The sequence below is a fragment of the Nonomuraea sp. B5E05 genome (genome assembly GCF_039880665.1).
GTDB lineage: Bacteria > Actinomycetota > Actinomycetes > Streptosporangiales > Streptosporangiaceae > Nonomuraea.
The window spans coordinates 81,499-102,175 of sequence record NZ_JBDPMJ010000003.1; the positions used below are offsets into that span (position 1 = coordinate 81,499).

At 69.5% G+C, this 20,677-nt stretch carries 19 protein-coding genes; 17 read left to right on the forward strand and 2 right to left on the reverse strand.

Features of this window, described 5'->3' with window-relative positions:
• The first annotated feature begins 64 nt into the window (after window positions 1-64).
• Together ABGB01_RS06795 and hisG are read left to right on the forward strand one after the other, a co-directional pair.
• Window positions 65-328 (forward strand): phosphoribosyl-ATP diphosphatase, encoded by a 264-nt coding sequence (locus tag ABGB01_RS06795; protein ID WP_132593280.1) that lies wholly within the window; start codon window positions 65-67, stop codon window positions 326-328.
• A gap of 62 nt (window positions 329-390) precedes the next feature.
• Window positions 391-1,236, forward strand: a complete 846-nt coding sequence (gene hisG / locus ABGB01_RS06800) for an ATP phosphoribosyltransferase (protein ID WP_347622242.1) — start codon at window positions 391-393, stop codon at window positions 1,234-1,236.
• 86 nt (window positions 1,237-1,322) lie between these two features.
• Here the strand turns inward: hisG and ABGB01_RS06805 are convergent, their stop codons facing one another.
• On the reverse strand, window positions 1,323-2,348 hold the full coding sequence (locus ABGB01_RS06805; RefSeq protein WP_347771385.1) for an EAL domain-containing protein: 1,026 nt from the start codon (window positions 2,346-2,348) through the stop codon (window positions 1,323-1,325).
• Window positions 2,349-2,561: 213 nt separating this feature from the next.
• Here ABGB01_RS06805 and ABGB01_RS06810 point away from each other — a divergent pair, with 213 nt between their 5' ends.
• The 13 genes from ABGB01_RS06810 to ABGB01_RS06870 all read left to right on the forward strand — a co-directional run bounded on the left by ABGB01_RS06810 (window position 2,562) and on the right by ABGB01_RS06870 (window position 17,892).
• Complete coding sequence (locus tag ABGB01_RS06810; protein WP_347771387.1) at window positions 2,562-3,257, forward strand: acVLRF1 family peptidyl-tRNA hydrolase; 696 nt, start codon at window positions 2,562-2,564, stop codon at window positions 3,255-3,257.
• Between the two features lie 85 nt (window positions 3,258-3,342).
• A complete protein-coding gene (locus ABGB01_RS06815; RefSeq protein ID WP_347771389.1) occupies window positions 3,343-3,954 on the forward strand; it encodes a Uma2 family endonuclease in 612 nt (203 codons plus the stop codon).
• Between the two features lie 273 nt (window positions 3,955-4,227).
• On the forward strand, window positions 4,228-5,250 hold the full coding sequence (locus ABGB01_RS06820) for a substrate-binding domain-containing protein (RefSeq protein WP_347771391.1): 1,023 nt from the start codon (window positions 4,228-4,230) through the stop codon (window positions 5,248-5,250).
• A gap of 91 nt (window positions 5,251-5,341) precedes the next feature.
• Window positions 5,342-5,998 carry a DUF1961 family protein gene (locus ABGB01_RS06825; protein ID WP_347771393.1) on the forward strand — a complete coding sequence of 219 codons (657 nt, stop codon included), beginning with the start codon at window positions 5,342-5,344 and terminating at the stop codon, window positions 5,996-5,998.
• 125 nt (window positions 5,999-6,123) lie between these two features.
• Entirely contained in the window at window positions 6,124-6,750 is a 627-nt protein-coding gene (locus ABGB01_RS06830; RefSeq protein ID WP_347771395.1) for a DUF624 domain-containing protein, read from the forward strand.
• A 32-nt stretch (window positions 6,751-6,782) separates the two neighbouring features.
• The gene (locus ABGB01_RS06835; RefSeq protein WP_347771397.1) at window positions 6,783-8,300 is read left to right on the forward strand and encodes an extracellular solute-binding protein; all 1,518 of its coding nucleotides are present in this window, start codon (window positions 6,783-6,785) and stop codon (window positions 8,298-8,300) included.
• Window positions 8,301-8,362: 62 nt separating this feature from the next.
• Window positions 8,363-9,340, forward strand: coding sequence for an ABC transporter permease subunit (locus ABGB01_RS06840; protein ID WP_347771399.1), 978 nt, complete (start codon window positions 8,363-8,365; stop codon window positions 9,338-9,340).
• A gap of 11 nt (window positions 9,341-9,351) precedes the next feature.
• Window positions 9,352-10,260 carry a carbohydrate ABC transporter permease gene (locus tag ABGB01_RS06845; protein WP_347644702.1) on the forward strand — a complete coding sequence of 303 codons (909 nt, stop codon included), beginning with the start codon at window positions 9,352-9,354 and terminating at the stop codon, window positions 10,258-10,260.
• 35 nt (window positions 10,261-10,295) lie between these two features.
• Window positions 10,296-12,875 carry a Tat pathway signal sequence domain protein gene (locus tag ABGB01_RS06850; protein ID WP_347771401.1) on the forward strand — a complete coding sequence of 860 codons (2,580 nt, stop codon included), beginning with the start codon at window positions 10,296-10,298 and terminating at the stop codon, window positions 12,873-12,875.
• 111 nt (window positions 12,876-12,986) lie between these two features.
• On the forward strand, window positions 12,987-14,585 hold the full coding sequence (locus tag ABGB01_RS06855) for an ABC-F family ATP-binding cassette domain-containing protein (protein ID WP_347771403.1): 1,599 nt from the start codon (window positions 12,987-12,989) through the stop codon (window positions 14,583-14,585).
• A 113-nt stretch (window positions 14,586-14,698) separates the two neighbouring features.
• Entirely contained in the window at window positions 14,699-14,914 is a 216-nt protein-coding gene (locus ABGB01_RS06860) for a helix-turn-helix domain-containing protein (RefSeq protein WP_125642298.1), read from the forward strand.
• A 147-nt stretch (window positions 14,915-15,061) separates the two neighbouring features.
• On the forward strand, window positions 15,062-15,883 hold the full coding sequence (locus tag ABGB01_RS06865) for an enoyl-CoA hydratase/isomerase family protein (RefSeq protein WP_347771406.1): 822 nt from the start codon (window positions 15,062-15,064) through the stop codon (window positions 15,881-15,883).
• Window positions 15,884-16,002: 119 nt separating this feature from the next.
• Complete coding sequence (locus ABGB01_RS06870) at window positions 16,003-17,892, forward strand: ABC transporter ATP-binding protein (RefSeq protein ID WP_347771408.1); 1,890 nt, start codon at window positions 16,003-16,005, stop codon at window positions 17,890-17,892.
• Here ABGB01_RS06870 and ABGB01_RS06875 read toward each other — a convergent pair.
• Complete coding sequence (locus ABGB01_RS06875) at window positions 17,861-18,748, reverse strand: sulfotransferase (RefSeq protein WP_347771410.1); 888 nt, start codon at window positions 18,746-18,748, stop codon at window positions 17,861-17,863. The genes ABGB01_RS06870 and ABGB01_RS06875 overlap by 32 nt on opposite strands.
• Window positions 18,749-18,836: 88 nt before the next feature.
• Between ABGB01_RS06875 and ABGB01_RS06880 the strand changes: the two genes are divergently transcribed.
• Together ABGB01_RS06880 and ABGB01_RS06885 are read left to right on the forward strand one after the other, a co-directional pair.
• A complete protein-coding gene (locus tag ABGB01_RS06880; protein ID WP_347771412.1) occupies window positions 18,837-19,745 on the forward strand; it encodes an LD-carboxypeptidase in 909 nt (302 codons plus the stop codon).
• A 32-nt stretch (window positions 19,746-19,777) separates the two neighbouring features.
• Window positions 19,778-20,659 (forward strand): hypothetical protein, encoded by an 882-nt coding sequence (locus ABGB01_RS06885; RefSeq protein WP_347771414.1) that lies wholly within the window; start codon window positions 19,778-19,780, stop codon window positions 20,657-20,659.
• Window positions 20,660-20,677 lie beyond the last annotated feature (18 nt).

Genomic DNA, 20,677 nt, shown 5'->3' on the forward strand with positions numbered 1-20,677 from the left:
GCAGCGCCAGTGCCTGGCGCAGACTAGGCTTGACAGGCACGTCAGCCAATCGACGAGAGAGACCATGAAGACCTTCGAAGAGCTGTTCGCCGAGCTGTCAGAGAAAGCCGCCACCCGGCCCGCGGGCTCGGGCACCGTGGCCGCGCTCGACGCCGGCGTCCATGCCATCGGCAAGAAGGTCGTCGAGGAGGCCGCCGAGAGCTGGATGGCCGCCGAGCACGAGTCGGACGACAGAGCCGCCGAGGAGATCTCACAACTGCTCTACCACGTGCAGGTGCTCATGATCGCCAAGGGCATCGGGCTCGACCAGGTCTACAAGCATCTCTAGGGCGCGACGCGCCCGTCACCGGCAAGCCCTGGAGAAGCGACAGAGACAACGAAGGACCTGACATGCTGCGTCTGGCAGTACCCAACAAGGGCGCCCTCAGCGAGGCCGCCCAAGCCATGCTCAAAGAGGCCGGCTACCGGCCGCGCAGGGACAACAAGGAGCTCGTCGTGGTCGACGAGGCCAGCGGCTGCGAGCTGTTCTTCCTGCGCCCCCGTGACATCGCCGTCTACGTCGGCGAGGGCACCCTCGACGCCGGCATCACCGGCCGCGACATGCTGATCGACTCGGGCGCCCCGGTCGAGGAGATCATGCCGCTCGGTTTCGGCGGATCCACCTTCCGGCTGGCCGCCATGGCGGGCACGATGGCGTCGGTCAAAGACCTCGACGGCCGGCGCATCGCCACCTCCTATGCGGGGCTGCTCGACAAATACCTCTCCGACCAGGGCGTCGACGCACGTGTGATCAAACTCGACGGCGCCGTCGAGACCGCGATCCGCCTGGGCGTGGCCGACGCCGTCGCCGACGTCGTGGAGACCGGCACCACGCTGCGCAACGTCGGCCTCGAGGTGTTCGGCGAGCCGATCATGCGCTCGGAGGGCGTGCTGATCAAGCAGCAGAGCGCGCCGGAGACGCAGGGCCTCGACCAGCTCGTACGCCGCCTCCAGGGCGTCGTGCACGCCCGCGACTTCGTCATGATGGACTACGACATCCGTGCCGAGCGCATCGAGGAGGCCATCGCCCTCACCCCCGGCATGGAGGGGCCGACGGTCTCCCCGCTGCACCGCGAGGGCTGGGTGGCCGTGCGCGCGATGGTCCGGCGCAAGGGCCACCAGCAGGTGATGGACCAGCTCTGGGACATCGGCGCGCGGGCCATCCTGGTCACCGACATCTACGCCTGCCGCCTCTGACACTCCCCGGCATGGCCGTGCCGAGGGAGACCCTGGCACGCCCGCCCGGCTCCCCAGCGAGGGGTCCGACCTGATCAGGCAGGTCGTCAGCTTCTGATCGACGTGACCTGCCTGATCAGGTCGGAGACGCGGACGATGCCCAGGCAACGATTCAGCTCGTCGGTCACCACCAGGTCGTCGTAGACGCGGGCCGCATCCCGGCCCGCCGCCTGCATGGCCGCGACCGCAGGGGTCGTCCGCGGGACCGTGCGCGGCGGGTCGGCCAGCCGCCGCGCCGGCTTCGCGCCGTGCAGGGCGTGCCCGTAGCGGGCGGCGAACGACAACAGGAAACGGCTGCGATCCAGGCTGCCCTTGGGCCGCTGGAACTCGTCCACCAGGATCACGCTGGTGATCGTCGGCTCGTGCCCGAACGCCGCCACCGCCTCCTCCGCCCGCGCCGCCTCCGGCAGCGTCACGGCCGGGATCAGCAGCTCCTGCACGCGCGGGCCGAGCATCACGGTGGCGGGCGACTCGTCGGTGACGGGCAGCGGCACCCGTACCTCGCCGTCGGGGCCTGGGGCGAGCAGGGGCCCGTGCGCGAGGCGTACGCCGAGGCCGCGTACCACCGCCACCTGCGGCTCGCGCTCGACGCCCGGGGCGAGGACGTGCGCGCCGATGCCGCGGGACAGCGACGCCACCGCCCGCGCCACCGCGGTCGCCCGGTGGTCGGAGGGGATGCGCGCCACCAGTTCGGGGCCGAGGGCCAGCACGTAGGGAGACGACTCCGCGACCAGGTCGAGCGCCGCGCCGCCGGTGCCGACGTCCGCGAAGCCGAGCAGGTAGCCGATCGTGCGCAGGCCGTCCAGCCCGACCCTGAGCAGCGGCCGGTCCTGCTCGTGGCACGTTCCGGTGAGCAGCAGGATCGCCTCGCGCGGGTGTCTGCCCGCCCTTCTGAGCGCCTCGTGCAGGGGAGCCAGCGCGCCCGCGCCTGACAGCACCACTTGGATGGGCAGTTCGAGCACCATGGGCAGCGGGGCCGCCCTGAGGACGCCGGCGGAGTCGACGACGGCCGGGTGCGCGATGACGGCCCCGGTGTCGAGATCCACCATGGGGCTGGTGAGCAGGGAGGACACGTACAGATGGTGCTGGAGCCACATTCGCCGCAGAAGTCCCGCGAACCAAAGTTAACCGACATTTCCGCTTGGGTTCTGTTCTTCCCCGCCCTGACCGGGATGGTGTCGATCAGCCTTCCGCCCGTGACCGCACGTCTGGTGGGGACGGTGTCGGATGGCCTTCCGCCGTGGGCGCCCCGTCCGGCCATGATGGTGTCGGCTAGCCTTCGGATCATGAGCCCGCGTCCGGCCAGCGGCGGCGGCCGGTGGGTGACCGTGCCGCCGGAGCGCCTGCACCCGTGGATCGACGGGTTCGCCGGCCGCCACGGACCCTTCTCCCCCTCGGGGGACGACCGGGTGGTCCGGCTGCTCGCCGACGACGGCGCGCTGGCCGAGTTGCACGTGCCCTTCCCGCCCATGTCGCCTCCAGGGCCGCCGCACGTCACCCGGCTGCTCGCCCACGCGTCGGCGGAGCGGCGGGTGGGGGTGTTCCTGGTGCGGCTCGGCGGCTACGCCGCCGGTGTCTTCCACGGCTCCGACCTGGTCGCGTCGAAGGTGGGGTCACGGCTGGTGCAGGGGCGCACGGCGGCCGGCGGATGGTCCCAGCAGCGCTACGCCCGGCGGCGGAGTAAGCAGGCGGCCGAGGCGTTCGGCGACGCGGTGGCGACGGCGGTGCGGGTGCTCTCGCCGCACCTGGCGGAGCTGGACGCGGTGGTGCTCGGCGGGGACCGGCGGGCGGTCGGCGCCCTGCGGCACGACCGGCGGCTCGCGCCCCTGCTGGCCCTGGAGACCGAGCCGTTCCTGGTGGTGCCCGACCCGAAACTGGCGGTGCTGAAGGACACTCCGGCCATGTTTCGCGCGGTCCGCGTCCGCGTGGTGGATCCTCCAGATGTCAGCCTGGCGAGAGGCGGCGACAAAGGCCCGTTGTGACATTGAGCAGCCCTACCGGTCGGCTGTGTGACACCTCGACAATGCGATACCCTTCGTAACTGTACGAACACGTAGGGAGCCCGACATGGTAATGGCATCACGCAGGCGCCCCTGCAGGCTCACGCCCGAGACCGACACCGCACGTCTTCCTGCCACAGCCCGCGAGCTGTTCGACGCGCTGCCGTCCCTTCCCGGCCTACGCGCCGAAGTCATCGATGGAAGATTGATCGTGAGCCCCGTCGGCACCCCCGAGCATGCAAGAATCGCGATGCTGATCTACCGTGCGTTGCTTCCTCTGCTCGTTCAACGCGGCTGGGACGGCTTCGCGGGCAATGTGGATGTCTGCGTCGATGGACCTCGGACCCCGGTCGAGCCCGATTTCGTGCTCGCCCCGCCTGACTGCCGTCGCTGGGGCGAGCGGGAGTTGATGTCTTCGGGTCTGCTGATGGTGGCCGAGGTGGTCTCGCCGAGCAGCGTTGAAGACGATCGGGTGAAAAAGCCTCTCATGTACGCCGCGGGCGGCGTTCCCGTCATGCTGCTGGTGGACCCGATCGCCGTACCACCCACCGTCACTGTGCTCAGCGATGCCAAAGAAGGCGAATACCAAACCATCACCCGGGTCGCTATGGGATCCACCGTGCACATCCCCCACCCGATCGGCTTCGACCTCGACACCGCTGTCTTCACCGAGCCTTAGAGCCCTTCGAAGCCACAGACCCTCGCACCCTGTAGACGGGGAACGTACCGATCCGGGACCACGCAGGGCGCAGGCGGGCGGGCCACCACATGTTCGGTCGGGTTGAGACGATTCAATTAAATCTTGATTGCCGCTATGATGGCCGGGTTCACGGTGGGCGGCGTCCGGCCGTCCCCGCCGGCAGGCAGGTGGTTTCTGCACGGTGGCCGCGTCCGCGGACCACGTCCGAGTAGCGGCTCATGCACTTACAGCGGCACGGCCTCGTGAGGATCGATGGCGACCAGGAACATCAAGGAGGTCGCGCAGCTGGCGCGCGTCTCGGTGGGCACGGTGAGCAATGTGCTCAACCGTCCGGAGATCGTGTCGCCCGCCACCCGCGAACGCGTCTTCGAAGCGATCAAGAAGCTGGGGTTCGTCCGCAACGAGGTGGCCCGCCACCTGCGGGTGGGCCGCAGCCGCACGGTCGGGCTCGTCGTGCTCGACGTGGCCAACCCGTTCTTCGTGGACGTGGCCCAGGGCGCCGAGTCGGTGGCCGACGACCACGACACGATGGTGGTGCTGTGCAACAGCGCCGGTGACGCCGGTCGCGAGCGCCGCCACCTCGACCAGCTCGAACAGCAGCGGGTGATGGGCATCCTGATCACCCCCGTCGAGGCGGAGACGCCCTGGCTGGAGGAGCTGGCCGCCCGGGGCACTCCCGTGGTGCTGGTCGACAGCCCGGCCACCGGGCTGCAGTGTTCGGTGGCGGTCGACGACCGGCTGGGCGGGCAGATCGCCGGCGCGCACCTCATCGAGCGCGGGCACCGGCGCATCATGTTCGTCGGCGGGCCGATGTCGGTCAAACAGGTGGCCGACCGGCACGCGGGCGTGGCCGGGGCGGTGGCCGCCGCCGGGGGCGACGTCGAGCTGCTCACCGCCACCGCCCCCACGCTGACCGTCGCCGAGGGCCGGGCGATCGGCGAGCGCATGGCGGAGCTGCCGGCCGCCGAGCGGCCCACGGCGGCCTTCTGCGCCAACGACATGATGGCGCTCGGCCTGCTCCAGGCGATGGCCACGCACGGCCTGCGCGTGCCCGACGACCTGGCCATCATCGGCTATGACGACATCGACTTCGCCGCGGCGGCCGCGGTGCCGCTGTCCTCGGTGCGGCAGCCGCGCGAGTTGCTGGGGCGCACGGCCATCGACTTACTGCTCGAAGAGGTGGCCGAGCCCGAGCAGCACCGGCACCGGCAGGTCATCTTCCAGCCCGACCTGGTGATCCGCGAGTCCAGCGCGCCCTATCGCCCTCAGTCCTGAACCGTTTCATCCGGCGGGCCCCGCCGCCGAGGGCCCCGTACGAGAGCGTCCCGGCGCGCCCGGGGCACCGCGACCCCGGAAGGAGCCCCCTTTGACCGAGCTCTACCGCAACGCCCTGGCCTGCCCGGAAGACCTGGCGGGTTTCCGCATGGAAGGTGACGGGGTCACCTCCTTCCCCCAGGGCCGGATGCGCCTGGAGAGCCGCAGGCCGCCGTCCGACGGCCAGGCGGCCAACGTCGTGCTGTGGTGTCCCGCGGAGCTTCCCGCCGACGTGCGGATCGAGTGGGACTTCCTGCCGATCAGGGAGCCGGGCCTGGCCATCATGTTCTTCCACGCCAGGGGCAGGAACGGCGCCGACCTCTTCGACCCCGGCCTGGCCGCCCGCACCGGCCCCTACGAGCAGTATCACCACGGCGACATCGACGCCTATCACGTCTCCTACTTCCGCCGCATGTGGGCGTCGGAGCGCGCCCTGCACACCTGCAACCTGCGCAAGAGCCACGGATTTCACCTGGTCGCGCAGGGGGCCGACCCGCTGCCCTCGGTGCTCGACGCCGACGGCCCGTACGCGATGCGCATTGACGTACGCGGTGGTGAGGTCACGTTCTCGGTCAACGATTTGGTCTCGTTCCGCTGGACGGACGACGGCTCCGTGGGCGGGCCTGCCCTGGCAGGAGGCAAGATCGGGTTCCGGCAGATGGCCCCGCTCATCGGCGAGTACGGAAATCTCCGGATTTCGTGTCATTGACTTTGAGTCGATTCAACACTAATTTCGCAACACCACCGGGGTTCACCCTCCTGTAACGGCGGGGGAACCACGGCGCAACACTCCGCCCCCGTGTCCGCGCACACGCCGTCAGAAGGTGCTGCGGGATGAGCCATCCAGCCATGTCAATGAAGGTTCAAGCGGTCTGCTCAGAGATCTTCTGGGCGGCCAGGCTGAACCTGATGTGGATCGCCTTCACCGTGCTCGGCGGCGTGGTCTTCGGAATCGGGCCCGCCACTGTGGCCGCGTACACCGTCGCACGTCGCCACGCTCGCGGTGAATCGATTCATTGGGGGGACTTCTGGGGCGTCTACCGGCGGGAGTTCGTCCGCGCCTCGTTGCTGATCCTTCCCGTCGCGGTGCTCGCCACCGTGCTGATCGGCAACTACCTGTACCTGTCCGCCGCCGGGCCGAGCATGGGGACGTTGCGGATCGCGACCTTCGTGGCGCTCATCGCACTGGCCGGTGTGGGGGCCTACGTCGGGCCGCTCTACGTGCACTACGACCTTCCGCTGTGGGCCTACTGGCCCAAAGCGACACAGCTAGCGCTCATGCGTCCGGCTTCGTCCGTGCTGTTGCTGCTAGTGCTCTCGTCCATCGCCTACGCGACCGCGGTGCTGCCCGTCCTGGCGCCGGTGGTCGGCGTCGGCGCGTGGATCTACCTCAACACGTGGCTCTGCCAGCGCTTCTTCGAGGAGAACGAGGCGCGGCTGCATTCGAAAGGGAACTCATGAGCGCATCCCGTCGCCGGCGGCTCCTTGCCGGTGTGTTAACGCTAACGGTCGCCCTCACCGCCTCCGCCTGCTCCGGCGGTGACGCGCCCCAGGCGGATCCCGGCACGATCACCTTCATGTCGAAGCTGTTCGGCACGGCGCCGGATCCCAAGGGCGAGATGCACCAGGCGGTCGAGAAGTTCCTCGGCAAGAAGCTCCAGATCACCTGGGTGCCCAACGCCGAGTACACCGAGAAGCTGAACGTCACGCTCGCCTCGGACGACATCCCGCAGGTCATGGTCGTGGACCCGCACCTGCCGGCGTTCGTCAAGGCCGCCCAGGCCGGAGCGTTCTGGGATCTGACCGACAAGCTGGACAAGTACCCGAACCTCAAGCCCGCCGACGCGCAGACGGCGCTCAACGCCTCCATCAACGGCAAGACCTACGGCCTCTACCGGATGCGGCCGCTGCTGCGCTCGGCGGTCATCATCCGCAAGGACTGGCTGGAGAAGGTCGGCCTCGACGAGCCCGAGACGGTCGACGACCTCTACGAGATCGCCAAGGCGTTCACGGAGAAGGATCCGGACGGCAACGGCAAGAAGGACACCTACGGCCTCGTCATCCCGAAATGGCCGGGCAACTACGCCAGCTCCAGCCCGTACGACGTGATCGAGACGTGGTTCGGCGCTCCGAACGGCTGGGGCGAGCGCAATGGCAAGATCGTGCCGGGCTTCGACACCCCCGAGTTCCTCGAGGCCAACCGGTGGCTGAAGAAGATGGTCGACGGCGGCATGGTCAACCCCGACTTCGCCACCCTCGACGCCGCCAAGTGGAACGACCCCGTCCAGCAGAACAGGGGCGGCATCATCATCGACGTCAACATCCGCTCCAGGCAGTGGCTCGACCTGTTCTACGAGCAGGACAAGGAGACCTATGGCGACAAGGTCACCATGGTCGGCAACCTCAAGCGCTCGGACGGGAAGAAATTCTCCTACCCGTTCACCGGCTACCTCGACACCCTGGCCATCTCCAAGCAGAGCGTGCGGACCGAGGCGGAGCTCGACAACGTGCTGAAGACCCTCGACAAGCTGGCGACCAAGGAGGGCCAGGTCCTGCTCACCAACGGCATCGAGGGCCGCAACTTCAAGGTCGAGAACGGCGACACCGCCGCGCTGATCAACGAGGACGACCCCGCGGTCAAGACCGTCCAGAACAACGTGGACGACGCCTTCATCCAGCTCAGCACCAAGGGTGACGTGTCCATCGGCGGGATCGCCTACCAGCGTGTGCCGTCAGGGGAGCCGTACCAGGAGATGCTCAAGCTCCAGCAGGAACTGGTGGAGGAGGACCTCAAGACGGCCGTGCACAACGTGGCACTGCCCGTGATCTCGCCCACCGCGGTCGCTAAGGGCGCGCAGATCGACACGATCGTCTCGGACGCCCGGATCAAGTACCTGTCGGGCACCTTCACCGAGGAGCAGCTCAAGGCCGAGATCAAGCGCTGGTACGACAGCGGCGGCACGCAGGTGGCCGCCGAGATCAACGACCTGGTGTCCAAGCTCGGGCAGTAGCCGTCGCGTCGAGAGGCCCGGGGCCCGCGCGTCCCGGGCCTCTCACATGAAAGGAGGCCGCTGTGGCCACCGACCTGGCGCCGCCTCCCCCGAAGGCGGCCACCAAGGCGAAGAAGCGGAGGGCCGGCAAGGTGCCGCTCCGTGCGGCGCTGGCGCGCTATCGCTGGCTCTACCTGATGCTCATCCCGGGCGTCGCCTACTTCGTGATCTTCAAGTATCTGCCGATGTACGGCGTGACGATCGCGTTCCAGGACTTCCTGCCCTTCCTCGGCTACTCGGGCAGCCCCTGGGTCGGCTTCAAGCACTTCGAGGATCTCTTCTCCGGCCCCGACTTCGGCCGGCTGATGTTCAACACGCTGTTCCTGGCGTTGCTGCACATCGTCATCGTCTTCCCCGCGCCGATCATCGTCGCGCTGATGCTCAACGAGCTGCGGGTCAGCCTCGTCAAGCGGTCGGTCCAGTCGCTGATCTACATCCCGCACTTCCTGTCCTGGACGATCGTCGCGTCGCTGACGTACCTGCTGTTCGCGGCGGACTTCGGCGTGATCTCCGGATGGATCCGCGACCTGCTGGGCGACACCGCGAAGGTCGACTACATGGCGCAGGAGGAGTGGTTCCGGCCGCTGATCATCCTGCAGCAGTTGTGGAAGCAGACCGGCTGGGGCACGATCATCTACCTCGCCGCCCTGGCGGGCGTGGACCCCAACCTGTACGAAGCCGCCCGCATGGACGGCGCTGGACGTTTCCGGCAGCTCTGGCACGTCACCCTGCCCGCGATCCGCCCGACGGTCGTCGTGATGGCGATCCTCGCGTCCGGCAACCTGCTCGACTCCGGTTTCGAGCAGATCTGGCTCATGACCACCTCACTGAACCGCTCGGTGGCCGACGTGTTCGACACCTACGTCTACTACGCCGGCATCCAGCAGGGTGCCATCAGCTACTCCACCGCCGTCGGCCTGTTCAAGGGCGTGGCAGGCGTCATCCTGATCTTCGGCTCGAACTGGCTGGCCAAGCGCCTCGGCCAGCGTGGACTGTTCTAAGGAGCCCCGGCATGCCGACCATGACCGAGACCAAGGCCACGCAGCCGGTCGACAACCACGGCTCGCTCGCCAGCCGCACGTTCGACACCCTCAACGTCGTCGTGCTCGTCGGGCTGGCGCTCATCACGGTGCTGCCGCTGCTTTACGTGCTGGCCGGATCGTTCGCGGGCGAGGCGGAGATCTCCTCGCGCCCGTTCTTCCTGTGGCCGGAGAAGTTCGTCACCGAGTCCTACGCCTACATCTTCGCCACCGACACGTTCGTCCGCGCCCTGCTCACGACCGTCGTCGTGACGGCGGTCGGCACGGTGGTCCAGCTGCTGCTGACCTTCACCATGGCCTACCCGCTGGCCAAGCGGTACCTCCCGGGCAGGACGCTGGTCCTGAACCTGGTCATCTTCACGATGGTCTTCTCCGGCGGGATGATCCCCACCTACCTGGTGGTGCGCGACCTGGGTTTGCTCGACAGCTACTGGGCGCTGATCCTGCCGCTGGCGATCAACCCGTTCTACCTGATCATCGTCAAGAGCTTCTTCCAGGAGCTGCCCCAGGCGCTGGAGGAGGCCGCGCGCATCGACGGCTGCAACGAGATGGGCGTGTTCTTCAAGATCGTCCTGCCGCTGTCCAAGCCGGTCATCGCGACCTTCTCGCTGTTCTACGCGGTGGCCATCTGGAACGACTACATGTCGCCGCTGCTGTACATCAGCGACCCTGACAAGTGGACGCTGCAGGTCCTGGTGCGGCAGCTGACCAGCACCGACGCCGCCACCGCCCTGTCGCAGATGGACCGGACCTGGGTGCCGCCGGAGCAGGGCCTGAAGTTCGCCGTGGTCGTCATCGCGACCCTGCCGATCCTGTTCTTCTACCCGTTCCTGCAGAAACACTTCGCCAAGGGCGTGCTGATCGGATCGGTCAAGGAATGAGGCAGGGCCCGCAGTCCCCGACTGAAGGAGATCACATGACCGAGCTTCGCTGGCTGGACCGACCGGGTGAGGAGGGGACGACCTGGGGGGTCCCGTGGCCGCGCGGCACGGTGGCGCGGGACGCGCCGTTCGCCCTGGCCGACGACGCGGGCCGCGAGGTGCCCGTGCAGAGCTGGGTGACCGCAACCTGGCCGGACGGTTCGGTCAAGTGGTCGGCCCACGCCATCGGGGCGCAGCGGGACGTCGCGCGGGCGTACCGGCTCGAACCGGGCCGTGAGCCCGCCGTGCCACGAACGGCCGTCACGGTCGCCCGCGAGCGCGGCGGGCTGGTCGTGAGCACGGGCGTGGTCACCTGGGAGCTCGGCGGCGGGACGGTCGCCCGTTCGATCTCGCGCGGGAGCCGCGAGATCGCCAGGAACGTCCGTCTGGTCAGCCTCCGGCAGGGTGAGCCGACTCCCGACGAGGGCGGCGCCGTGGCCCGCGAGCAGGGCGAGGGCATGGTCGAGAGCGTCACCGTCGAGCAGGACGGCCCCCTGCGCGCCGTCGTGCGGCTGGAGGGCCGGCACGGCGACTGGCTGCCGTTCACCGTGCGCCTCTACTTCCACGCCGGCGCCGAGCAGGTGCGGATCATGCACACGTTCGTCTACGACGGCGACCCGGAGCGCGACTTCCTGGCCGGGCTCGGCCTGCGCGCCGACGTGGTCATGCACGATCAGCTCCACGACAGGCACGTACGGCTGGCCGGTGCGGAAGGCTTCCTCACCGAGGCGGTACGCGGCCTGACCGGCCTGCGCCGCGACCCCGGCGAGCACGTACGCAGAGCGCAGGTCGAGGGCAGGCCCGCCGGGGAGATCGCCCCCGACGTGGCGAGCCGGTTGCACCTCATCCCCGCCTGGAACGACTACACCCTCGACCAGGGCTCGGCCGACGGCTACACGCTGCGCAAGCGCACCGCGGAGGGCCACGCGTGGGTGACGATCCCCTCGGGGACGCGCTCGGGGGGCTACGGCTACGTCGGCGGCGTCAGCGGCGGCCTCGGGTTCGGGCTGCGCGACTTCTGGCGCCTGCACCCCACCCGCCTCGACGTCAGGAACGCCGCCACCGGCCTGGCCACCGCCACCGTCTGGTTGTGGTCGCCGTCCGCGCCGGCCATGGATCTGCGTTTCTACCACGACGGGATGGGCCAGGACACGTTCGCCGAGCAGCTCGAGGGCCTGGAGATCACGTACGAGGACTACGAGCCGGGCTTCGGCGACGCCCACGGAGTGGCGCGTACGCACGAGCTGACCCTGCGCGCCTGCGACGCCACGCCCTCGGCCGCGGACCTGTCCGCGCACGCCGCCGCCATGAACGAGCCCGGCCTGCTGCGCGTCTCCCCGGAGCGGATCAAGCAGGCCGGCGTGTTCGGCGTGTGGGGACTGCCCGACCGCTCCGCGCCCGCGCGCGCCCTGATCGAGGACCGTCTGGACTTCCTGTTCGACCTGTACGTGCGCGAGCGCGAGCAGCGCAGGTGGTACGGCTTCTGGGACTACGGCGACGTCATGCACACCTACGACCCCGACCGGCACACCTGGCGTTACGACGTGGGCGGCTACGCCTGGGACAACTCGGAGCTGTCGCCCGACCTGTGGTTGTGGCTGCAGTATCTGCGCACGGGACGCGCCGACGTCTTCCGCTTCGCCGAGGCCATGACCCGCCACACGGGCGAGGTCGACGTCTACCATCTCGGCAGGTGGAAGGGCCTGGGCAGCCGGCACAACGTGCAGCACTGGGGCTGCAGCTGCAAGCAGCTGCGCATCTCCAACGCCGCCTACCGCCGCTTCCACCACTACCTGACCGCCGACGAGCGCACCGGCGACCTCATGGACGAGCTGAGCACGCCGGAGGAGACGTTCCTGGCGATCGACCCCACGCGCAAGGTGCGCGAGGACGTCTACACCCCAGACCCGGCCGGGTTGTCGGTCGGCCTGGGCACGGACTGGGGGGCGCTGGCGGCGGCGTGGCTGACCCGGTGGGAGCGGCACGGCGACGAGCGGGCCAGGGACCGGCTGCTGGGCACGATGGCCGACATCGGGGCGATGCCGCGCCGGTTCCTGACGGGTGAGGGCCGGCTGAACCTGGAGACGGGCCGTTTCGACACCTCGCGGGACCAGATCTCCGTCTCGCACCTGTCGTCGTTGTTCGGGTTGCCGGAGATGTGCGCGGAGCTCATCGCGCTCGACCTCGGCGTGCCGGGCTTCGAGGAGGCGTGGCTGGAGTACTGCCGCCTCTATCTCGCCACCCCCGAGCAGCAGGAGGCGGAGGTGGGCCGGCGGCTGAGCGGGATCTCGCTGATCCAGGCGCACAGCAGGCTCACAGCGTACGCGGCGGCGCGCACCGGCGACGCCGGGCTGGCCGCGTGGGCGTGGCGCAAGTTCCGCCTCGGCGAGGGCGACCAGCTCAACCGCAACCCGCTGCAGCACCAGGAGAAGTGGGAGCTGACGCTGGTCGACGGCCCCGAGGTGCCGTCGCCGGTGCGCGAGGCGCCGTTCGTGTCCACCAACAGCGCGGCGCAGTACGGCCTGGCCGCGATCGGCAACCTGGCCCTGATCGCGGAGCACCTGGAGGAGGATTAACCAGGGGTGGGGCCCCACCGGGGGCCCTACACTGATCCGTATGCATACTCCCGATTGATCGGCGTCGCACGCCCCAACCCTCGTTTCCTAGCTCGGGAGTGTTCCGCCATCATGATCATCGCCAGTGATATCGAGCTGCGCGCGGGCGCGCGCCTGCTCATCGAGAAAGCCACGTTCCGGGTCAATCCCGGCGACAAGATCGGGCTCGTCGGCCGCAACGGCGCGGGCAAGACGACCCTGACCAAGGTGCTGGCGGGCGAGGGGTTGCCCGCCTCCGGCGCCGTCACCAGGTCCGGCAGCGTGGGCTACCTCCCTCAGGACCCGCGCACCGGCGACCTGCAGGTGCTGGCCCGCGACCGCATCCTGTCGGCGCGCGGGCTCGACGAGGTGCTCCGCAAGCTGCGTGAGGCCGAGCTCGGCATGTCCTCCGCCGACGACCGCACGCGCGAGCGGGCGGTGAAGCAGTACGGCCGCCTCGAAGACCAGATGCACGTGCTCGGCGGCTACGCGGCCGAGTCGGAGGCCGCCTCCATCGCCTCCAGTCTCGGCCTGCCCGACAGAGTGCTCACGCAGCCGCTGCAAACGCTTTCCGGGGGTCAGCGCAGGCGCGTTGAATTGGCGAGAATTCTTTTCAGCGGAGCGGAAACTCTCCTTCTCGACGAGCCGACAAACCACCTAGATGCTGACTCAATCGGGTGGCTTCGTGATTTTTTGCGATCCCATCAAGGCGGCTTGGTGATCATCAGCCACGACGTCGGCCTTCTTGAAGCAACGGTCAACAAGGTCCTGCACCTCGACGCCAACCGCTCGGTGATCGACCACTACAACGTGGGCTGGAAGGCCTACCTCGCCCAGCGCGAGACCGACGAGAAGCGCAGGAAGCGGGAGCGGGCCAACGCGGAGAAGCAGGCGGGCGCACTGCTGGCGCAGGCCGACAAGATGCGCGCCAAGGCCACCAAGGCCAAGGCCGCCCAGGACATGATGCGGCGCGCCCACCGGCTGCTGGCGGGCACGGAGGAGGAGCGCCAGAGCGACAAGGTGGCCAGGCTGCGCTTTCCCGAGCCCCAGCCGTGCGGGCGCACCCCGCTCACCGCGGAAGGGCTGTCGAAGTCGTACGGCTCGCTCGAGGTCTTCACCGACGTCAACGTGGCCATCGACCGCGGCCACAGGGTCGTCATCCTGGGCCTCAACGGCGCCGGCAAGACCACGCTGCTCCGCCTGCTCGGCGGCATAGAAAAGCCCGACACCGGCGAGATCAGGCCCGGTCACGGCCTCAAGATCGGTTATTACGCCCAGGAGCACGAGACGCTCGACAACGACCGCACGCTCCTGGAGAACATGCGCTCGGCCGGTGGCCAGTTCACCGACACCGAGCTGCGCAAGGTGCTCGGCTCATTCCTGTTCACGGGGGAGGACGCCGACAAGCCGGCCGGCGTGCTCTCCGGCGGGGAGAAGACCCGGCTCGCCCTGGCCATCCTGGTGCTTTCGAGCGCCAATGTGCTCCTTCTCGACGAGCCGACGAACAACCTCGACCCCGTCAGCCGCGAGCAGGTCCTCAATGCTCTACGGTCCTATTCAGGGGCAATCGTCCTAGTCACACATGACGAGGGTGCCGTTGACGCCCTGTCACCGGATAGGGTGATCTTGCTACCTGACGGAACTGAAGACGCATGGAGCGACGAATTTTCCGATCTTGTGGCACTTGCCTGATCTTAATTTGAGTGGGTACGGATCTTTTCCCGTGGAGTAGGTAGCCGATCCCGCTGAAATGACTGATCATGGCGGAGTAACGCTGCGGAAGTCCGGCACTACAGGAGGTACTCGTGGCCGAGACACTGAAGAAGGGCACCCGGGTCACCGGGGCCGACCGGGAAAAACTGGCCGGCGATCTCAAGAAGCGCTACGCGCAGGGCGAGAGCATCCGCGCCCTGGCCGCTTCTACCGGCCGGTCCTACGGGTTCATCCACCGCATCCTTAGCGAGTCCGGAGTGACTCTGCGCGGGCGCGGCGGGGCGACCCGGGGCAAGTCCAAGCGCTGACGGCCGCCTCGGAACGTGCGACCGCAGCCGCTCGTCCCTTGACAGCCGACGTCGCGCCCGGGCCAGAACGACATTCTGTAGGCTCGGGCGCGACGGTCAGCACTCCGCGGCGCACCCTGTGCGCGGCCGGGACACGAGGAGCGGGCGATGGCGGAAGCGCGGGCGCAACAGCGCGGGGGGTATGCGGAGGACGCCTCGGCCGGGAATCCGGCGGACGGCGGGCTCCGATTCGAGGTGGACGGTGAGATAGCGACGATCACGCTGGACCGGCCGGAAAAGCGCAACGCCATGACGTTCGCGACATGGTCGGCACTGGCTCGCATCGGCGAGAACCTGCCCGAGCAGGTGCGCGTCGTCGTCGTGAAAGGTGAGGGACCGTCCTTCTCGGCAGGAATCGACCTGCGAATGTTCACACCAGAGGGGGTGCCCGGACAGGGCTCGTTCAGCTCGGCGGCCGCTGCTGACGCCGCCACCTTCGAGCAGCGCCTGCAGCAGGCTCAGGCGGGATATCTGTGGCTGCGCCGCCCGGAGATCGTTTCCATCGCCGCCGTGCGGGGGCACGCGATCGGCGCTGGATTTCAACTGGCGCTCGCCTGCGATCTGCGGATCGTCGCCGACGACGTCGCGTTCTGCATGAAGGAGGCCGCGCTGGGCCTCGTGCCCGACCTGACCGGCACCAAGCCCCTGGTCGAGCTGGTGGGCCTGGCCAGGGCGAAAGACCTGTGCCTGACGGCCAGGATGGTGCACGCGGACGAGGCCGTGCGGATCGGCCTGGCGGAGAACGTGGTCGCAGGGAGCGACCTCGACCAGGCCGTACACGACAAGATCGCGGAGTTGCTCGCCGTCAACCGGGACGCGGCCGCCGCGACCAAGCGACTCCTCCAGGGGGCGCAGGGCCGTTCCCTGGAGGAGCAGTGCGCAGCCGAGGGGGCCGAGCAGGCCGCCCGGCTCAAGGCCCTCTTCGGCTGAGGCGGGGGCACCAGGGCAGGGGTGCCGGGCGGATACTGGAAGCCCCCGGGATTACGCGGTGAGCTGACTCGGGAATCCTCGTACGCCATGGTGGCGCTGTGCCGGGAGGAGGACCCCGAATGGCGATGATGGGCGGGGGCTTCGGCCCCGGTGTGATGGCGTCCCTGCGGCGCGACGACTCGGTGACCAGGCAGCGGCTGCGGCCCGGCATCGTGCGCCGCATCGCGCGCTACGCCAGGCCTTACACCAGGCAGATCGTGGCGTTCCTCGTGCTCGTCGTGCTGGGCGCGGTGATCGTGGTCGCCAACCCGCTGCTGATGAAGGCGATCATCGACGACGGCATCCTGCCCAAGCGGACCGGCGTCGTGGTCGGGCTGGCCGTGGCGATCGCCGTGCTGGCGGTGGTCGACGCCGGTCTGACGCTGGTGCAGCGGTGGTTCTCGGCGCGCATCGGCGAGGGCCTGATCTTCGACCTTCGCACCGAGGTGTTCGACCACGTGCAGCGCATGCCGGTGGCGTTCTTCATGCGGGCCCAGACCGGCGCGCTGGTCAGCAGGCTCAACACCGACGTGATCGGCGCCCAGCGGGCGCTGACGAGCACGCTGTCGTCCGTGGTCTCCAACGTGGTCAGCCTGGTCCTGGTGCTGGGCGCGATGCTGGCCCTGTCGTGGCAGGTCACCCTGGTCGCGCTGGTGCTGCTGCCGATCTTCATCGTCCCCGCCAAGTTCGTGGGCCGCCGCATGTCCGCGCTGACCCGGGAGCAGATGCAACTCGACGCCGAGATGAGCTCGGTCACCACCGAGCGGTTCAACGTGGCGGGCGCGACGGTCGCCAAGCTCTACGGCCGGCCGGAGGACGACGCCGAGATTTTCGGCAGCCGGGCCGCCAGGGTCCGCGACGTGGGCGTGACCGTCGGCATGTACGGCACCGTGTTCAGGGTCGCACTCGGGCTCGTGGCCGCGCTGGCCACCGCCCTCGTGTACGGCATCGGCGGCGTGCTGTCCGTCTCCGACGTCTTCGAGCTGGGCACGCTGGTGGCCCTGGCAGCCCTGCTGATGCGCCTGTACGGCCCGCTCACGTCGCTGTCCAACGTGCACGTGGACGTGATGACGGCCCTCGTGAGCTTCGACCGGGTCTTCGAGATCCTCGACCTCGAGCCCATGGTGGCGCAGCGCCCCGGCGCCGTTCCGGTGCCCGAGGGGCCGGTGACGATCGAGTTCGACGACGTGCGCTTCCGCTACCCAGCCGCCGAGGAGGTCTCGCTGGCCTCGCTGGAGTCGGTGGCCCGGCAGGACACCGGCCCGTCCCATCCGGTGCTGAAGGGCGTCTCGTTCCGGGCCGAGCCGGGGCAGCTGATCGCCCTCGTCGGCCACTCGGGCGCCGGCAAGACGACGATGACCTCGCTGGTCTCCCGCCTCTACGACGTCAACGAGGGCGCGGTCAGGATCAACGGGCTCGACGTGCGCGAAGCCACGCTCGACTCCCTGCGCGACACCGTGGGGGTGGTCATGCAGGACGCTCATCTCTTCCATGACACGATCGCGGCCAACCTCCGCTATGCCAGGCCAGGGGCGAGCGACGAGGAGATCTGGGACGCTCTCAGAGCCGCGCAGATAGGTGACCTTGTGGAGGGCCTGCCCGACGGGCTGGAGACGGTCGTCGGCGATCGCGGCTACCGGCTGTCCGGCGGCGAGAAGCAGCGCCTCGCGCTGGCCAGGCTGCTGCTCAAGGCGCCGCGGGTGGTGGTGCTCGACGAGGCCACCGCCCACCTCGACTCCGAGTCGGAGGCGGCGGTGCAGGTGGCGCTGAAGACCGCGCTGGCGGGCCGCACGTCGCTGGTCATCGCGCACCGGTTGTCGACGATCAGGGAGGCCGACGACATCCTCGTCGTCCACGACGGCCGCATCGCCGAGCGCGGCCGGCACGACGAGCTGCTGGCGCGCGACGGGCTCTACGCCGAGCTCTACCGCACCCAGTTCACCTCTTCTTCAGGTAGCCCAGCCGCTTGAGCTCCTCGCGGGCGACCTTCTCCACCAGCTTGACGTCGTCGCGCCCGAGCCGGGACGTGTAGGCGCCCGGCTTGGGGACTCCGGGGTCGTACAGGACGACCTTGGACACCCGCGTCTCCAAGAACTCCGTGAGCGTGGCCACCGTCTGCTGCGGCCTGAGCACGAGGTCCTCGTAGCGCAGCGTCAGCAGCTGCTCCTCGGGCAGTGTCCTGCGCAGCTCGGCGCTGACCCGCACGGCGCTGCGCCAGCGCAGCGCGCTCTTGCCCGCGTCCGGCATGTCACGCCACCGGTCGAGGTGCTCGTCCTTGCTGACGCCGAAGAACGCGTTGGGGAACTCGGTCTGGCCCGTCAGCATCGCCGGCTTGAACCAGGCCAGGCACGCCGGATCGGCCAGCATGCCGGCCACGGCGTCCCTGCCGTCGCGGATGAGCTGCACGAACCGGGCGTCGGGGAACGCCTGGAGCAGCACGGGAACGCTGTAGAGCAGGTCGGGGCTGCCGTCGCCGAACCGGGTGACGTCGCCGGTGCTCACGCAGGGGCCGGTGCCGATGACACCGCCCGCCTCCCTGCACGGCTCGGCGCACTCGCCGCACGACCGGGGCAGCACCTGCCACGACTCGGAGAGGGCGTCACGCATGACGCGCACGGCGCCGGACGTGGCGGCGAGCGACGGTTTGCGGGCGAAGGCGTACACCACGTGCGCCACGCTCGCGCGGCCCATCGTCACGTGGAAGCCAGGGGATCGTTTCAGGGCGCGGGCGAGCAGATCCGTACCGGAATGCGGGGCTCCGAGCAGGAAGACCGGCCGGCGGACCTTGATGCCGTTGACCACGAGGATGTGGGGCGGAAGTCGCATACGACAGGTAAGTGTGGCACCGTTTGGCACGTGGAAAAGCCAGTGCCGCATCGGTGTTCACCGGAGCAGGCCTGTAAGGAGTTGGTCGATGCAGCCAGGTGACACCGTCGCGATCGTCTCGCCGTCGGGCCCGCCCGACGCCGTGATGCTCAGGCGCGGCGTCGAGCGTCTGGAGAGCCTCGGGCTGAAGGTGGTGATCGGCGCGCACGCGCTCGACCGCCAGGAGCTCGGCTACCTCGCGGGCAGCGACGCGGCCAGGGCCGCCGACCTGCAGGCGGCCTGGTGCGACCCGGCCGTCTCCGCGGTGTTCTGCTGCAGGGGCGGCTACGGCGCCGCGCGGCTGCTCGACCGGCTCGACTGGAACGCCATGCGGGCGGCGGGCCGCAAGGTCCTCGTCGGGTCCAGCGACATCACGGCGCTGCACAACGCGTTCGCCGTCGAGCTGGGCGTGCCGACCCTGCACGGGCCGATGCCCGCCTCCCTGATCATTGCCGACGAGAAGCGGCCGGAGCCGCAGAGCTGGGAGAGCCTGCAGGCGGTGCTGTTCGGCGCGGACGGCCCCGCACACGACTACCGGGTGCACGGTGACCGGGTGCTGGTGCCGGGGCGGGCCGAGGGTGTGCTGTCCGGCGGTAACCTGTCGCTGCTGGCCTCCATGTGCGGCACCCGGTGGCAGCCGTCGTTCCAGGGCAAGATCGCCTTTCTGGAAGACGTGACCGAGGAGCCCTACCGGATCGACCGCATGCTGACGCAACTGCTGCAGGCGGGGGTGTTCGAGGGCGTGCGGGGCATCGCGCTCGGCTCGTGGGTCGACTGCGGCGATCCCTATCCGGTGCTGCGCGACCGCCTGGCGCCGCTGGGGGTGCCCGTGGTGGCGGGGTTGCCGGTGGGTCACGGGTCGCCACAGATGACCGTGTGGCTGGGAGCGCTTGGTGTTATCGATACCGAATCGTGCTCCCTGGCTGGTCGGATCGGCGATGAGGAGCAGGCAAGGTAGGAGGGACGAAACCGACAGAAGGGACACGGCGCGTGAATTTGTTCGGGCGCGACCGCGAACCCTCACGCCGGCCGGTCGAGGACATCGACCTCGATTCCCTGCTCGCGCTCGTCGCGGAGTCCCTCGGATACACCTTCGCGTTCGCCCGCGACGGAGGCTCCGTGAGGTTGACGAGCGCCACGGAGGCGGGCGAGCCGCTGGTCGTCCGGCTCACCGGGCTGCGGCGCGAGGCCGCGCGCAGAGCGAGGGAAGACTGGCCGATGCTGGTCTCCGAGCACCTCGCGCACGCCGTCGCCACCGCCGGTGACCGGCTCGACGTCTGCGACCTGGAGCAGGCCAAGCCGCTGATGCGCACCCGGGTGGAGTCCGTCGACGAGGTGAGCGACCTGACCCGCGTGGTGGGCCGCCACCTCAACGCCGACCTCGTGGAGCTGCTCACCATCGGCACGCGGGCCGTGCGCCCCGAGGAGGCGGGCTGCTGGCCCGTCCCGCCGGCGCGGGCCCTCGACCTGGCCGTTGCCAACGTGCGGCGCGAAGAGCGGCTGCTGGTCGAGAGGATCGAGCTCTCGGGCACGCCGGTGAGCCGCCTGACCGCGGCCACCCCCGCCGCGGCCACGCATCTGCGGTGGCTGGGCTCCTACCTGCCCGTGCCCGCCGACGGGGCGCTCGTGGTGCTGCCCGACCCGTACACCCTGCTCGTCCATCCGGTCGACGGGATCGGGGTGGTGCGGGCCATCGAGCGGCTGCGGGTGCACGCGGCCCGCACCGACGGGCTCAGCGCGCAGGTCTACTGGTGGCACCGGGGAGTGCTGACGCTCATCAAGGCCGACATCGTGCTGCAGAGCGGCCACGCCCGCCTCGTCGTGGCGCCGCCGCCGGAGTTCGCCGAGGTCCTGGCCCGCCTGGCCGTCTGACACCCCTCCCGGCCGCCG